A 14,791-nucleotide genomic window follows, 5' to 3' on the forward strand; every position below is an offset into this window, starting at 1 on the left:
CTCGGTCGGCTTGAAAGGATGTCCGTCATGACTCCCTCACGCGACGACACCTCCAGCAAGTCCGGACGCCGCGCGGAACTGCTCGACATCGCAGCCGACCTGTTCGCGTCGCGCGGTGTGCGGGCCACGACCGTGCGCGACATCGCCGACGCGGCGGGAATCCTCTCCGGCAGCCTCTACCACCACTTCGATTCCAAGGAGTCGATGGTGGACGAGATCCTGCGGGCCTTCCTCGACGACCTGTTCGACCGGTACCGCAAGATCGTCGCGTCGGGTCTGCCGTCCCGCAAAACCCTCGCGGCACTCGTCACCACCTCCTACGAGGCGATCGACCGGTCGCACGCCGCGGTGGCGATCTACCAGGGTGAGGCCAAGCATCTCGAGGGCGACCGCTTCGCCTACATCGGCGAACTCAACACCGAGTTCCGCGACCTGTGGGTGGGCGTGATCGAACGCGGCGTCGCGGACGGTTCGTTCCGGCCCGACGTCGACGTCGAACTGGTCTTCCGGTTCCTGCGCGACACCGTGTGGGTGGCCGTGCGCTGGTACCGGCCCGGAGGCTCCCTCAGTATCGATCAGGTTGCCCAGCAATACCTTTCCATCGTTCTCGACGGACTGTCGAACCAGAATTCTTCGTGAGGAGACATCATGACCGAGGCCTACATCGTCGACGCGGTGCGCACCCCCATCGGCAAGAAGAAGGGTGGGCTCGCGGACGTGCACCCGGCCGACCTGGGCGCGCACGTGATCAAGGCGCTCGTCGAGCGCACGGGCATCGACCCCGCCGACGTCGACGACGTGGTGTTCGGTTGCGTCGACGCCATCGGCGGCCAGGCCGGCAACATCGCCCGCACCGCGTGGCTGGCCGCCGGCTACCCGCAGCACGTGCCCGGCGTGACCGTCGACCGTCAGTGCGGGTCGAGCCAGCAGGCCCTGCACTTCGGTGCCCAGGCGATCCTCAGCGACACCGCGGATCTCATCGTCGCCGGTGGCGTGCAGAACATGACGCAGATCCCGATCTCCGCGGCCATGATCGTCGGGCAGCAGTACGGCTTCGACACCCCCTTCGGTGGGTCGAAGGGCTGGACGGAGCGCTACGGCAGCGACGAGGTGTCGCAGTTCAAGGGTGCCGAGATGATCGCCGAGAAGTGGGACCTCAGCCGCGAGGAACTCGAGAAGTGGGCGCTGCAGAGCCACGAGCGCGCCAAGGCCGCCATCGCCGAGGGACGCTTCGAGAACGAGATCGTCCCCTTCGATGACGCCACCGTCGACGAAGGCCCGCGCGAGACCAGCCTCGAGAAGATGGCGTCGCTGCAGACCCTCGTCGAGGGCGGACGCCTGACCGCCGCCGTCGCCAGCCAGATCTCCGACGGCGCATCCGCGGTGCTGCTCGCCTCCGATGAGGCCGTGAAGAAGTACGGCCTGAAGCCCCGCGCGCGCATCCACCACCTCAGCGCCCGCGGCGACGACCCGATCTTCATGCTCACCGCCCCGATCCCCGCCACGCAGTACGCCCTCGAGAAGGCCGGCCTGACGATCGACGACATCGACCTCATCGAGATCAACGAGGCCTTCGCGCCCGTCGTCCTGGCGTGGATCAAGGAGATCGGCGCCGACCCGTCGAAGGTCAACGTCAACGGCGGCGCGATCGCCCTCGGCCACCCGCTCGGCGCGACCGGCACCAAGCTGATGGCGACGCTGCTCAACGAGCTCGAGCGCACCGGTGGTCGCTACGGCCTGCTCACCATCTGCGAGGGTGGCGGGACCGCCAACGCGACCATCATCGAACGCGTCTGACCCACCCCCTTCACATCCGCGCGCCCGTTCGTCACCCGCTGCTGCGATCGCCGCAGCGGACGGACAGCGGGCGCGCGGAAGCGAACGTATGGTCCGGTCCGGAGGTGACGTCTACCCTCGAAGCATGTGCCGGAACATCACGGAGCTGCGGGGGCTCGAGCCGGCTGCGACCGCCGAGGAGATCGAAGCGGCCGCACGGCAGTACGTCCGTAAGGTCAGCGGGATCCACAAACTCTCCGACGCCACCCGGGAGCCGTTCGAACAGGCCGTCGCCGAAGTGACCGCGACGACGACGAGATTGCTCGCGGCCCTTCCCGAGCGGCGGCAACCACCGCCGTCGGTGCCGCCGCTACGTCGGCCCGAGGTGCAAGCCAGGATCGCCGCACGCGGCTGATCGATTCCGGTTCGTTCGTCGACGCGCGCGGGTAGCGTGACGCTGGTCGAGATTCGAGCACGTTCGAGGCCCGTCGCGACCTCCGCGGGTCTGCGGGCGAGCCTGGTGAGGAGCCGATATGGCTGTGGACCCGGCGCCGCCGACCAGCAGCGAGGTGGAATATCTCCGGACCGACCCCGATCTTCCACCGGTCGGTGTCGTCGACCGGACACCGATATCACCCACCGCGAGGATCGTCTTTCTCGTGCTCGCGATTCTGGGGGCGGTCGCCTGGTCGATCATCGCGCTGGTCCGCGGCGAGGAGATCAACGCGGTCTGGTTCGTCATCGCCGCCGTGTGCACCTATCTCGTCGCCTATCGCTTCTACGCGAAGTTCATCGAACGCAAGATCGTGCAGCCACGCGACGACCGTGCGACACCTGCCGAGGAACTCGAGAACGGCAAGGACTACATGCCGACGGACCGTCGGGTGTTGTTCGGCCACCACTTCGCCGCCATTGCCGGCGCGGGCCCGCTCGTCGGCCCGGTGCTCGCCGCCCAGATGGGTTATCTGCCCGGCACGATCTGGATCATCGTCGGCGTCGTCTTCGCCGGTGCGGTCCAGGACTTCCTCGTCCTGTGGATCTCCTCGCGCCGCCGCGGACGCAGCCTCGGCCAGATGGCCCGCGAGGAACTCGGGCCGATCGGCGGCGTCGCGGCGCTCATCGCGGTCTTCGTCATCATGATCATCCTGATCGCGGTGCTGGCATTGGTGGTCGTGAACGCGCTCGCCGACAGCCCGTGGGGCCTGTTCTCCATCGCGATGACCATTCCCATCGCACTGTTCATGGGCGTCTATCTGCGCTACCTGCGACCCGGCAGGGTCGCGGAGGTGTCGCTGATCGGCGTCGTTCTGCTGCTCGTCGCGATCATCGCGGGTGGCTGGGTCGCCGAGACCGACTGGGGAACGAACTGGTTCACCCTGTCCCCGGTGACGATTTCGTGGCTGATGATCGCCTACGGATTCGCGGCGTCGGTGCTGCCGGTGTGGTTGCTGCTCGCCCCGCGCGACTATCTGTCGACCTTCATGAAGGTCGGCACGATCGTCCTGCTCGCGATCGGGATCCTCGTCGCACGACCGAACCTGGAGATGCCCGACATCACGTCGTTCGCCATCGACGGTGACGGCCCGGCCTTCGCGGGGTCGCTGTTCCCGTTCCTGTTCATCACCATCGCATGTGGCGCACTGTCTGGATTCCACGCGCTCATCTCCTCGGGCACCACCCCGAAACTGCTCGAGAAGGAGAAACAGATCCGGCTGATCGGCTACGGCGGCATGCTCACCGAGTCGTTCGTCGCGATCATGGCGCTGGTCACCGCCTGCATCATCGACCAGCACCTGTACTTCACGCTCAACGCTCCGGCCGCCCTCACCGGCGGCACCCCGGAGACCGCCGCCGCCTACGTCAACGGTCTCGGGCTGGGGTCGCCCGACATCACCCCCGAACAGATCTCGGCGGCAGCCGAATCCGTCGGGGAGGAATCGATCATCTCCCGTACCGGTGGTGCCCCGACGCTCGCGTTCGGCATGTCCCAGGTGCTCAGCGACCTGTTCGGCGGCGACAGCCTCAAATCGTTCTGGTACCACTTCGCGATCATGTTCGAGGCGCTGTTCATCCTCACCACCGTCGACGCGGGAACGCGTGTCGCGCGGTTCATGCTTTCGGACTCGCTCGGCAACTTCGGCGGTCCCGCTCGTCGCTTCAAGGATCCGTCCTGGCGTCCCGGCGCCTGGTTGTGCTCCGCGGTCGTCGTCGGCCTGTGGGGTGCGATCCTGCTGATGGGCGTCACCGACCCGCTGGGCGGCATCAACACGCTCTTCCCACTGTTCGGCATCGCCAACCAGTTGCTCGCCGCGATCGCCCTGACCGTCGTGCTCACCGTCGTCGTGAAGAAGGGACTGGTGAAGTGGGCGTGGATCCCCGGCGTGCCGTTGGTGTGGGATCTGATCGTGACCATGACGGCGTCGTGGCAGAAGATCTTCTCCGGCGACCGCGCGGTGGGGTACTGGGCCCAGCACCGAGCTTTCGTCGACGCGAAGAACTCCGGCGCAACCACATTCGGTTCGGCGAAGACTGCCGACGAGATCGATGCCGTCATCCGCAACACATTCATCCAGGGCACGTTGTCGATCGTGTTCGCAGTGCTCGTGCTCATCGTGGTCGCCGCAGGAGTAGTGGTGTGTACCAGATCGGTCCGGGCCGGAGGTATGCCCACCACCGAAACACCCGACGTGCCGTCGAAGATATTCGCGCCCGCGGGCTTCGTGCCGACCCCGGCCGAGAGGGAACTGCAGAAGGAGTGGGACGAACTGATCGCATCGGGCAAGGTCCGCGCCCCGGGCGCCGCACACACCCATGCCTCGCGGCATCGCGACGGGGACGGAGGTGGGTCGTGATCACAGCACTGCGTCGGGCGTGGTGGTGGATCGGTGCCGTCATGGGCGACCACGACTACGCGAGGTACGTCGAACTGCACCGCCGGCAGCATCCGGATCGACCACCGCTGAGCGAACGCGACTACTGGCGTGAGCGGCACGCTGCAGCGGATGCGAACCCGGGAAGCCGATGCTGTTGAGCGGGGAGATCGGGCATGACGCCGTACGAATCGATCCGCGTCGAGACGCGCGATCGGGTAACGACTGTGATCATGGCCCGTCCCGAGCGCCGGAACGCGGTCGACGGTCCGATGGCCGCCGAACCGGCCGACGCGCCTCGTGCTCTCCAAACCGGTGATCGCGGCGGTGGAAGGCTACGCGGTTGCCGGTGGACTCGAACTGTCACAGTCTTCCCACAGACCTGCATGCGCAACGACCGCCGCTCGGTCTACGAACAGTTCGGCCGCTCCGAATCCGAGGCGCTCGGATTCGTATTCGCCCTCGGTATGGAGTCCGTTGGAAGCGACACGGTCGGAGGGGCAGCGCGGTTCGCGTCCGGGGAGGGCAGGCACGGTTCGTTCTCCTGGCCCGATCCTCGACACCGATCACGCGATCAGGCCCCGCTCGCGCGCCGCGACCACTGCGGCGGTGCGATTGTCCACGTCCAATTTGGTGAAAGAGTGCACCAGATGGGATTTCACGGTTGCCTCGCTGACGAAGAGCTGTTTGGCGATCGCGCGATTGGACAACCCTTCGGCGACCAGCGACAGCACTTCGATTTCGCGGGCGCTGAGGTCGGTGCGAGGCTGCTGCATGCGGCGGTAAAGGCGCTGGGCCACGTCCGGGTCCAGGACGGTCTCCCCACGGGCCGCCGCGAACACCGATTCGATCAGCACTTTCGGGTCGGTGTCCTTGAGGAGGTAGCCCGCCGCACCGGCTTCGACCGCGCGCAGAATGTCCGCGTCCGTGTCGTAGGTGGTGAGTACGACGACCCTCGGCGGATCGGCCGCAGTCAGGATCCGGGCGGTCGCCTGCGCCCCGTCGATCCCCGATCCCAGACGCAGATCCATCAGCACCACATCGGGTTTCTCGGCCGACGCCGAAGCCACGGCTTCCTCACCCGACGATGCTTCGGCGACCACCATGATGTCATCGTGCGACGCCAGCAACGCGCGTAGTCCCGCCCGTACCACCGGGTGATCGTCGACGAGCAGTACACGTACCGCACTCATGCGACCCGCCCGATCGGAAGGGTTGCGGCGACCGCGGTTCCGTCTCCGGGTGCCGATTCCACGACGAGTGTGCCACCCAGTTCGGCCAGTCGTTCCCGCATCGACCGTAAGCCGAATCCACCGTCCTGACGTTGATCGAAGCCGATACCGTCGTCGACGATATCGAGCCGTACTTCGTCGGATGCGTAGCTCAATGTCACCCGTACCCGACGCGCCCGCGAATGCAACCGCACGTTGGCGAGAGCACTCTGGGCGACGCGGAGCAAGGCGACGTCGAAGTCCGTCACCAGCGGGATCGGATCGCTGTCGGTGAGTAGGTCACCGGTGATCCCGGTCTGCTGCTCGAGTTGGTCGAGCAGGCGCCGCAACGCGGATTCGAGCGGTGCGGACTCGAGCGCAACCGGCGCGAGCGCGTCGACCACCCGGCGGGCCTCGATCAGATTCTGCTGCGCGGTGTCCGCGATCTGCGCGAAGACCGCCGCAGAATTGTCGGGAGCGCGCTGCCCGGCTCGGGAGAGCAGCAGAATGGACGAAAATCCCTGCGCCAGAGTGTCGTGAATGTCACGCGCGAGGCGGGAACGTTCGGTCAGTGCGCCCGCTTCCCGTTGCAGCGCGACCAATTCGTCCTGCGCCCCGAGCAACTCTCGGTGCGCCTCGGTGAGTTCGTCCACCAACTGCTGTCGCTGCGCGGACTGCCGTACCAACTGTTGGTAGACGACGGCCATTCCGGCGGCAGCTGCCGCCCCGAACACCGGTCCGAGAATCGAGGCAACCGTGTTCGTGGTGCCGTGCCACAGCGTCGCTGCGATCGCTATCGCGGTCAGCATGATCGTCACCGTCAACGCGACCGGAGTGGAGAACAGGGGAAAGCACAGGAAGAACAGGGCGAACGCCAGCCAGACGAAGTTGACATCCGCCACCACGAGAGCCAACCAGCCCAGCCCGAGCGCCGCGAACCAGATCTGCCCCGACCGGCGCTGTACCGGCTCCCCGTTCTCGAAGCCCTCACGCTGCGCGAACCAGATCCCGAAGAGATACCACCCGGCTACCACGACAGCGAGCGCGACGATCGGAACGGGATGAGCACTGTCGGTAACCGTGCGCACGACACCCACCGCGAGGAGCAGGAAGAACAGCAGATGGGCGCCGAATTGCATGGCGCGTAGCACCGGCACGGCCCCGCCCGAGTCAGACCCATCGGAATTCCGCATCTCGCCCACTCTAATACCGCACTATGCCGTCGACCGCACCGATCGACGATCTCCAACTTTCGATGGATCAGCGAACCCAACCAATGCGCGATGCCGGGAATGTTGCCTTGCACGACACTGAGATGCATGTTCCTCGCCTTCCGTGATCTCCGGTTCGCCAAAGGTCGCTTCACGCTGATGACCTCGGCCCTGTTCCTCATTTCGCTGATGGTGGTCACGCTGTCGGGGCTGACCTCCGGACTGGGTAATCGGTCTATCGCTGCGATCGAGAACATCGGCGCCGACCACTTCGCATTCGGTGCTCCCCCCGATGGCCGCTCGGTCTCGTTCGCCGAGTCGACCGTGACGACGCGGCAGTATGCGGAACTTGCGGAGGCCGACGGTGTCGATGCTGCGTCGATCATCGGGGTGGCACCCGCTCGGATCAGCGTCGACGGTCGAGAAGTTGCCGCTTCTGCGTTCGGCGTCGACGGGCATTCTTTCGCCGCTCCGGTCGTGCTCGGTGCCGGCTCGGTAGCCGTGGACGCCGACCTCGCCAATGACAACGGATGGACGAACGGAACCCGGATTTCGATGAGCGGAAAGGTATTCACCATCACCGCTCTGGTCGACGACTCGTTCTACAGTCATCAGCCCGTGGTCTGGATGGACCACGACGCATGGATGTCACTGCCGTCGGCCGGTGGCAGTGACGGCACCGTCGTTGCATTGCGGACCTCCGCAGGGTTCGACGCCGATTCTGTCGGTGAGGCGACCGGGACGGCCGTCACCGACGGCCGCGGTGCGCTGAACGCGATCGGGTCGTACACCTCCGAGCGTGGATCGCTGCTGTTGATGCAGACGATGCTGATGATCGTCAGCGCCTTGGTCGTCGGGGCCTTCTTCACGGTATGGACCATCCAGCGCGGCCAGGACCTCGCTGTGCTCAAGGCTGTCGGTGCCTCCACCCGCTATCTGCTCCAGGACGCACTCGGGCAGAGCTCGATCGTGCTGGTACTCGGATCCGGACTTGGAACCCTGGCCGCAGCCGGTCTCGGAACGGCAGCCTCGCAGTCGGTTCCGTTCTCGCTCACGATGTCCACCACCGTGGTTCCGTTCCTCGCCCTCGTTGCGACGGGCATGATCGGCGCGGCTGCTTCCCTGGTCCGTATCGCCAAGGTCGACCCGCTCGCTGCCCTTGCAGCCGCTCGATGAGTCATCTACCGAGAACGAAGGACTTCGACATGAGTATCTGCTTACGCAACATCGTCCTCAGCTATCCCGACGGTGACGGGCATCGACGCGTCCTCGACGACGTGGATTTCGAGGTCCGACGCGGCGAATTCGTGGCTGTGACCGGTCCGTCCGGGTCCGGCAAATCGAGCCTGCTCGCTGTCGCCGGCCTTCTCATCACCCCCGATTCGGGTCGTGTCGTTATCGACGGCAGCGACATGACGGGACTGGACCGTGACGAGCGCACGACCGTGCGACGCGAGAAGCTCGGATTCGTGTTCCAGCAGTCGAACCTGCTGCCCTCGTTGACCGCAGTCGAACAACTGCAGATGATGTCCCATCTCGCGGGCGACTCGGTCCGCGAGAGTCGTGCCCGTGCCACGGACCTGTTGTGTTCATTGGGTCTCGACGGGCACCTGGACCGGCGTCCCCACCAACTGTCGGGAGGGCAACGGCAACGGGTTGCGATCGCGCGAGGACTGATGAACGACCCCTCGGTGTTGCTCGTCGACGAGCCCACCTCGGCCCTCGACGAGAACCGCAGCCGCGAGGTCGTGGCCCTGCTCGCCGATCTGAGCCGGGATCGGGATGTGGCGATCGTGATGGTCACTCACGACCTGAGCCGGCTGACTCTCGTCGACCGCGCCTGTGCCGTGCGCAACGGGACGCTGATACCCCTGCCTGGCTCCGTGCCGGGCGCAATTCGCTGAAACAGCGGCGAACTGTTGTCACGCGGTATCGGGAATCGTCCTGACCGGGCCATGGCTTGGGCTTCGGCGGAGTGGGGTCGATTTTCCGGACCGCGGGAGGCATCGTGAACGACCCAGCGCCTGTGTCCGGCGACGCGCGGCGGAGTCTGCGCACGTCGGAACCGATCGAGACCGGTGTTGCTGTCGATTACTCGCGGAAACTCGACAACAACACCGGTCTCGATCTGCTCGGAATCGGAATCAGGCGGCGGGACGCCCCTGATCGCGCAGGGCGGAGAGGGCGTCGATGCGCTCGACTGCCTCGGCGACGATGCGGTCGATCAGTTCCTGGCAGCTCGGCAGGTCGTCGAGCATGCCCACGACCTGACCGGAGGCGAGCACACCGGCTTCGGTGTTGCCTTCCACGAGACCGGCCTTGAGGAGCATGGGGGTGTTGGCGGCCATGATGATCTGCTGCCAGGTGCGGTCGCTCGCCTTCTTCATGGCGAGGCCGTCCTTGACGATGGTCGACCACTTCATGCCCGTCATCGACTTGAACTTCGTCGCGTTCCGCGCGGCCGCGAGCAGTCCCTTCGCGTAGGTGGACTTCTCGAGGCTGTTCACCAGGTCGGTGTTCAGGACCCGGTGCGGCATGCCGTCGACCTTGAGTGACACCGTGGTGTCCTGCAGTCCCCGCGAAAGGTACTGCTGCTTCACCGAATCGGGAACAGCACTGTCGCTCGTGAGCAGGAACCGAGTGCCCATCGCGATGCCGGCCGCGCCGTAGGACAGCGCGGCCGCGAGCCCACGACCGTCGAAGAAGCCACCGGCGGCGACGACGGGAATGTCGACGGCGTCGAGGACGCTCGGCAGCAGCAGGGTTGTCGCGACGGGACCGGTGTGGCCACCGCCCTCGCCGCCCTGCACGATCACCGCGTCGGCGCCCCACGAGGCGACCTTCACGGCGTGCTTGGCAGCACCGATCGACGGCACGACGACGATGCCGTGATCCTTGAGCTTGGCGATCAGCTCCTTCTTCGGTGCGAGGGCGAACGACGCGACCTTGACCTTCTCGCGGATCAGCAGGTCGATGCGCTCACCGGCGTCCGAGGCGTCGGCGCGGATGTTGACGCCGAACGGCTTGCCGGTCAGCGACTTGGTCTTCGCGACCGCCGCTTCGAGTTCGGCGTAGGTCATCGTCGCCGAGGCGAGGATGCCGAGACCACCGGCGTTCGACGTCGCGGCGGTCAGGCGGGGACCGGAGACCCAGCCCATGCCCGTCTGAACGATCGGGTGCTCGATCCCCACCAGGTCGGTCAGGGCGGTGCGCAGGACGGTCACAGTGAGACCTCGCGGTCGCGCAGACCCTTGGGGTCGATCACCTCGCGGATCAGACGCAGTTCCTCGAAGGTCGGCTCGCGGGTCACGCCCGCCTCGTCCAGGCCGGCGACCTCGAAGGAGGTGTTCTCCGCGACGGTGGATGCCTCGACACCCGGGTGCAACGAGAGCGCCCGGAAGGTGTGGTCGGGACCGCCGAAGTCGAAGACACCGAGGTTGGTGACGACCCGCGCGATGTCCAGGAAGCGGTACGCCGGGTTCTCGGGATCGACCTTGTCGTATCCGACACCCGAGACGATATCGACCGTGTCGACGAAGACGCGCGAGGAGTGCTTGCCGACCCAGTAGCTGGTCGCGTGGTTGATCGTGTTGCCGGGAGCGCCGCGCACACCGAACATCTGGCGTGTCGGCTGCTGGAGTGGACCGAAGGCCGACAGGTTCTGGTTGCCGTACCGGTCGATCTGGTTGGCGCCCATCACCACGTGGCGGCGGCCCGACGCGACGACGTCGAACACCTTGCGGAAGGGCATCCAGCCTTCGATCGGTGCCTTCGCGCCGAGGGCCGGGACGTCGGCGAGGATGAGTGCTTCACCGTCGGTGATCAGCAGGTCGGGCTCGGTGGTGAGCTTGGCCAGGCGTGCACCGATCTGCGGCAGTGTCGCCATCGGGCTCGCCATGATCTCGCCGGCACCCGAGAAGATGTCGGCGCATGCGATCGCGCAGTACTCGGCGCGGGTCACGGTCTCGGTGGTGGTCATGCCTGCTCCTGTGCGAACTTCTGGACTGCGGCCTGGTAGTCGTCCTCGCTGCCCGAGAGGAAGCGGTCGACGAATGCCTGCCATGCCTCGGGGTCCTTGGCGGACTCGGCGTAGTGGCGCTGGAACTTCTCGTCGCGGCCGTAGCTGTCGCCCGCGAGGGTGAAGTGCGCCCCGTTCGGTGCTTCGACGATCCCGTCGACCATCATGCGGTTGAGCAGGAGCTGCTGCAGCGGAACCTCTTTCACGAGCTGCTCGGTCTCGACGATCTTCTCGACGGAGACGTAGCGACGTTCGGCGGCCATGCAGTAGAGGTCGTCGAAGTAGGGGTCCACGCCCTGGTAACCGGAGTTGCCGTGCTTGTCGCCGATGTTGAGGTGCACGAACGACGCGTCGAGGTTCAGCGCCGGCATGGCGATGAGGGTCTCGGTGCCGTCCGGTCCGGGATACGGCGAGGTGACGGTCTTCAGTTCACCCTCCCAGAAGTCGACCACGGCCGAACCCAGGCCCGCGCGGAGGGGCAGGAACGGCAGGCGCGCGGCGGCGGCTTCCAGGCCGCACTTGATCATGCCCTCGTCCATCTCACGGGCGATGATCTCGCCGCCCGTGCGGGCCTTGGAGAACCACGGGTCGTAGAACGGTGCCGAGTCGAGCGAGACGAATCCGTAGTACGCCTTCTTCACCTTGCCCGCCGAACACAGCAGGCCCAGATCGGGACCGCCGTAGGTGACGACGGTCAGATCCTTCACGTCCGAACGGAGGATGGCCCGCACGAGGGCCATGGGCTTGCGGCGCGATCCCCAGCCGCCGAGGCCGATGGTCATTCCGCTGCGCAGCTCGCCGACCACGTCGTCGAGCGACATTCTCTTGTCACGCATGGTGTTCCGAACTCCTGGTGGTGTGAGGCGTCAGCTGTTGCTGCGCGGCTTTCCTGTTGCGACGAACTCGTCGCGGTGCTCGTCGGCGATGCCGGCGAGATTCAGCTCGAAGGTGAAGCCCTGCTCGAGGCGGTAGCTCGTCTTCACGTCGACGGGGTCGATGCGGTTGATGGCTTCCTTCGCGCGGCGGATGACGCGGGTGTCCTTCGCGGCGATCATCTCGGCGACCTCGCGTGCGGCGGCGTCGAGTTCGCTGCGCGGCACGACCTTGTACACCGAGCCGAAGTGCTCGAGCTGCTGCGCGGTGACGTTCTGCGCCGTGTAGTAGAGGGTGCGCATCATGTGCTGGGGGACGAGGCGCGCGAGATGCGTTGCGGCGCCCAGTGCACCGCGGTCGACCTCGGGCAGGCCGAAGACGGCGTCGTCGGAGGCGACGATGACGTCCGCGTTGCCGACGAGGCCGATGCCGCCTCCGACGCAGAAGCCGTTGACGGCGACGATGACCGGTACCTCGCAGTCGTAGACGGCGGCGAATGCCGCGGCACACCCGTGGTTGGCGGCGATCAGGGCGTCGAACCCTTCGGTGGCCTGCATTTCCTTGATGTCCACACCCGCGTTGAAGCCTCTGCCCTCGGCGCGCAGGATCACCGCGTGGGTGTCGAGACTGCGCCCGGCCGTGGTCACGGCCTCGGCCAGGTCGAACCAGGCCTGTGAGGGGAGAGCGTTCACGGGCGGGAAGTCGACGGTGACCGTGGTGATACCGGCGCTGTCGGAGGTCGAGGTGATGCCCATGGCATGTTCCTAACGTCTGTACCGAACCAAGCGATTGCTTGGTAAGTTAGCACAGGATAGCCGCCGGACCCAGAGGGTCGAAAGGCCGTAGGGTCGAGGTACGACCGATCATCGAGGAGAGAAGATGCCCGAAGCAGTAATCGTGTCCGCAGTACGGTCGCCGATCGGGCGAGCACGCAAGGGCTCGCTCGCGTCGATCCGCCCGGACGACCTGGCGACCCAGATGGTCGCCGCAGCGCTCGCGAAGGTCCCCGATCTCGATCCCACCGAGATCGACGACCTCATGCTCGGCTGCGGCCAGCCCGCCGGACAGTCCGGCTTCAACATCGCCCGCGTGGTCGCGGTGCAACTCGGCTACGACTTCCTTCCCGGCGTGACCGTCAACCGGTACTGCTCGTCGTCGCTGCAGACCACCCGCATGGCGCTGCACGCCATCAAGGCCGGCGAGGGCGACGTGTTCGTCTCCGCCGGCGTCGAATCGGTGTCGAGCTTCGTGACCGGCAACGCCGACGGTCTGCCCGACACCAAGAACCCGCTGTTCGACGACGCCCAGGCGCGTACCGCCAAGCTCGCCGAAGGCGGAGTGCCGTGGACCGACCCGCGCACCGAGGGTCTGCTCCCCGACGTCTACGTCGCGATGGGACAGACCGCCGAGAACGTCGCGTCCCACACCGGCATCTCGCGCGAGGACCAGGACCGCTGGGGCGTGCGCTCGCACAACCGCGCCGAGGAAGCCATCAAGAGCGGCTTCTTCGAGCGGGAGATCACTCCGGTGACCCTCGCCGACGGCACGGTCGTCAGCACCGACGACGGTCCGCGTCCGGGCACCAACTACGAGGCCGTCAGTCAGCTCAAGCCGGTCTTCCGCCCGGACGGCACGGTGACCGCCGGCAACGCGTGCCCGCTCAACGACGGTGCGGCCGCTCTGGTGATCATGTCCGACACGAAGGCGAAGGAACTCGGACTGACCCCGCTCGCGCGCATCGTCTCCACCGGTGTCTCGGGCTTGTCGCCGGAGATCATGGGTCTCGGACCGATCGACGCGACCCGCAAGGCTCTCGCCAACGCGAACATGGGCATCGACGACATCGACCTGTTCGAGATCAACGAGGCGTTCGCCGTGCAGGTGCTCGGTTCGGCGCGTGAGCTGAAGATCGACGAGGACAAGCTCAACGTCTCGGGCGGTGCGATCGCGCTCGGTCACCCCTTCGGGATGACCGGTGCCCGCATCACCGCGACACTCATCAACAACCTGCAGACCCACGACAAGCAGTTCGGCGTCGAGACGATGTGCGTCGGTGGGGGTCAGGGCATGGCGATGGTGCTCGAACGCCTCAGCTGAGCTCAGTCCTCCGAGTCGGTCGGGGGGTCGTCGGTCTGCCGCTTGCGCTCGTCCTGGCGCCGGCGGCGCGCGACCTCCCGGTTCGCGAGGACGGCCGCGAGCACGACCGGCCAGACGTACTTCGCCTTGTCTGCGACGGCCTTCACCCACTCGGGCACGGTGAAGTCGAACAGGGAGAATTCCGGCAGGGAGATGGTCGGCCACGGAATGTCGGGCCACGGAATGTCCGGCCAGGGAATGTTGATATCCCAGTCGGGCCAATCGATTTCGGGGATCGGGATCTGTGCGAGCAGCCAGAGCACGATCAGCGGCACGGCGACCCCGGCTACGGCGACCGCCGTGCGCTGGGCGGCGTATTTCCGGGGGTGCGCCCGGATCCATTCCTCGCGAACAGCCGCCTTGGATCCGGGCTCGGGGTCGAGGTCGACCCCGCCGATGCCGGTGAGGGCGGCTGCTGCCGCACCGAGTTCGGTGTCGCCGTCCCACCAGGTGACTCGTCGGGCCGGTCCGATGAAGGTGGGGAGCCTGACGGCGATCGCGCCGCGTTCGTGCCCGTCGAGGACGACCTTGTCGTCGGAGGTCTTCTTCGTGGCGATCTCCTCGCCGTCGATCGTCCAGGTGATCCTGCGGCCCAGCCCGGCATCGTCGATTTCCACGGCGTGCTCGGCGCTCTCCCAGGTGAGCAGCCAGCGCTCCGGAGTCTTCGGCATACAGTAATAATAGAGCGGACACTCC

Annotated in this window: 15 protein-coding genes and 1 pseudogene; 9 read left to right on the plus strand and 7 right to left on the minus strand. The window is 66.5% G+C overall.

Annotated elements, in window-relative coordinates; translation table 11 throughout:
• Positions 1-27 precede the first annotated feature (27 nt).
• The 6 genes and pseudogenes from NVV99_RS05010 to NVV99_RS05035 all read left to right on the plus strand — a co-directional run.
• Positions 28-639: a TetR/AcrR family transcriptional regulator gene (locus NVV99_RS05010; RefSeq protein WP_006550428.1), complete on the plus strand. Its 612-nt coding sequence runs from the start codon at positions 28-30 to the stop codon at positions 637-639.
• Between the two features lie 9 nt (positions 640-648).
• Positions 649-1,797 (plus strand): acetyl-CoA C-acetyltransferase, encoded by a 1,149-nt coding sequence (locus NVV99_RS05015; protein WP_024102899.1) that lies wholly within the window; start codon positions 649-651, stop codon positions 1,795-1,797.
• A gap of 124 nt (positions 1,798-1,921) precedes the next feature.
• Positions 1,922-2,191 (plus strand): DUF2277 domain-containing protein, encoded by a 270-nt coding sequence (locus NVV99_RS05020; protein WP_006550426.1) that lies wholly within the window; start codon positions 1,922-1,924, stop codon positions 2,189-2,191.
• Between the two features lie 118 nt (positions 2,192-2,309).
• Entirely contained in the window at positions 2,310-4,628 is a 2,319-nt protein-coding gene (locus NVV99_RS05025; RefSeq protein ID WP_024102900.1) for a carbon starvation CstA family protein, read from the plus strand.
• Positions 4,625-4,807 (plus strand): YbdD/YjiX family protein, encoded by a 183-nt coding sequence (locus NVV99_RS05030; protein WP_019290138.1) that lies wholly within the window; start codon positions 4,625-4,627, stop codon positions 4,805-4,807. The genes NVV99_RS05025 and NVV99_RS05030 overlap by 4 nt, the downstream gene beginning before the upstream one ends.
• A 15-nt stretch (positions 4,808-4,822) precedes the next feature.
• Positions 4,823-5,185, plus strand: a pseudogene (locus tag NVV99_RS05035) (enoyl-CoA hydratase); the annotation flags it as partial.
• Between the two features lie 27 nt (positions 5,186-5,212).
• Here the strand turns inward: NVV99_RS05035 and NVV99_RS05040 are convergent.
• Positions 5,213-5,839 (minus strand): response regulator transcription factor, encoded by a 627-nt coding sequence (locus tag NVV99_RS05040; protein WP_024102901.1) that lies wholly within the window; start codon positions 5,837-5,839, stop codon positions 5,213-5,215.
• Complete coding sequence (locus NVV99_RS05045; protein WP_050993522.1) at positions 5,836-7,050, minus strand: sensor histidine kinase; 1,215 nt, start codon at positions 7,048-7,050, stop codon at positions 5,836-5,838. The genes NVV99_RS05040 and NVV99_RS05045 overlap by 4 nt, the downstream gene beginning before the upstream one ends.
• Positions 7,051-7,176: 126 nt before the next feature.
• Between NVV99_RS05045 and NVV99_RS05050 the strand changes: the two genes are divergently transcribed.
• The gene (locus NVV99_RS05050; RefSeq protein ID WP_024102903.1) at positions 7,177-8,244 is read left to right on the plus strand and encodes an ABC transporter permease; all 1,068 of its coding nucleotides are present in this window, start codon (positions 7,177-7,179) and stop codon (positions 8,242-8,244) included.
• Positions 8,245-8,273: 29 nt separating this feature from the next.
• Entirely contained in the window at positions 8,274-8,972 is a 699-nt protein-coding gene (locus NVV99_RS05055) for an ABC transporter ATP-binding protein (RefSeq protein ID WP_024102904.1), read from the plus strand.
• Positions 8,973-9,212: 240 nt separating this feature from the next.
• Here NVV99_RS05055 and NVV99_RS05060 read toward each other — a convergent pair whose 3' ends face one another.
• Genes NVV99_RS05060 through echA20 form a run of 4 tightly spaced genes read right to left on the minus strand, consistent with a single transcriptional unit; the run spans position 9,213 to position 12,714 of the window.
• The gene (locus NVV99_RS05060; RefSeq protein WP_006550419.1) at positions 9,213-10,292 is read right to left on the minus strand and encodes a nitronate monooxygenase family protein; all 1,080 of its coding nucleotides are present in this window, start codon (positions 10,290-10,292) and stop codon (positions 9,213-9,215) included.
• The gene (gene ipdB, locus NVV99_RS05065; RefSeq protein ID WP_024102905.1) at positions 10,289-11,047 is read right to left on the minus strand and encodes a cholesterol ring-cleaving hydrolase subunit IpdB; all 759 of its coding nucleotides are present in this window, start codon (positions 11,045-11,047) and stop codon (positions 10,289-10,291) included. Before ipdB ends, NVV99_RS05060 begins: the two co-directional genes overlap by 4 nt.
• Complete coding sequence (locus tag NVV99_RS05070) at positions 11,044-11,922, minus strand: CoA transferase subunit A (RefSeq protein ID WP_024102906.1); 879 nt, start codon at positions 11,920-11,922, stop codon at positions 11,044-11,046. Before NVV99_RS05070 ends, ipdB begins: the two co-directional genes overlap by 4 nt.
• 30 nt (positions 11,923-11,952) lie before the next feature.
• Positions 11,953-12,714 carry a (7aS)-7a-methyl-1,5-dioxo-2,3,5,6,7,7a-hexahydro-1H-indene-carboxyl-CoA hydrolase gene (gene echA20 / locus NVV99_RS05075; protein ID WP_024102907.1) on the minus strand — a complete coding sequence of 254 codons (762 nt, stop codon included), beginning with the start codon at positions 12,712-12,714 and terminating at the stop codon, positions 11,953-11,955.
• 124 nt (positions 12,715-12,838) lie between these two features.
• Here echA20 and NVV99_RS05080 point away from each other — a divergent pair, with 124 nt between their 5' ends.
• Positions 12,839-14,056, plus strand: a complete 1,218-nt coding sequence (locus tag NVV99_RS05080; protein WP_006550414.1) for an acetyl-CoA C-acetyltransferase — start codon at positions 12,839-12,841, stop codon at positions 14,054-14,056.
• 2 nt (positions 14,057-14,058) lie between these two features.
• Here NVV99_RS05080 and NVV99_RS05085 read toward each other — a convergent pair whose 3' ends face one another.
• The gene (locus NVV99_RS05085; protein ID WP_024102908.1) at positions 14,059-14,766 is read right to left on the minus strand and encodes a hypothetical protein; all 708 of its coding nucleotides are present in this window, start codon (positions 14,764-14,766) and stop codon (positions 14,059-14,061) included.
• Positions 14,767-14,791: the final 25 nt, after the last annotated feature.

This window comes from Rhodococcus sp. PAE-6, from assembly GCF_025290685.1.
Lineage (GTDB): Bacteria > Actinomycetota > Actinomycetes > Mycobacteriales > Mycobacteriaceae > Rhodococcus > Rhodococcus pyridinivorans.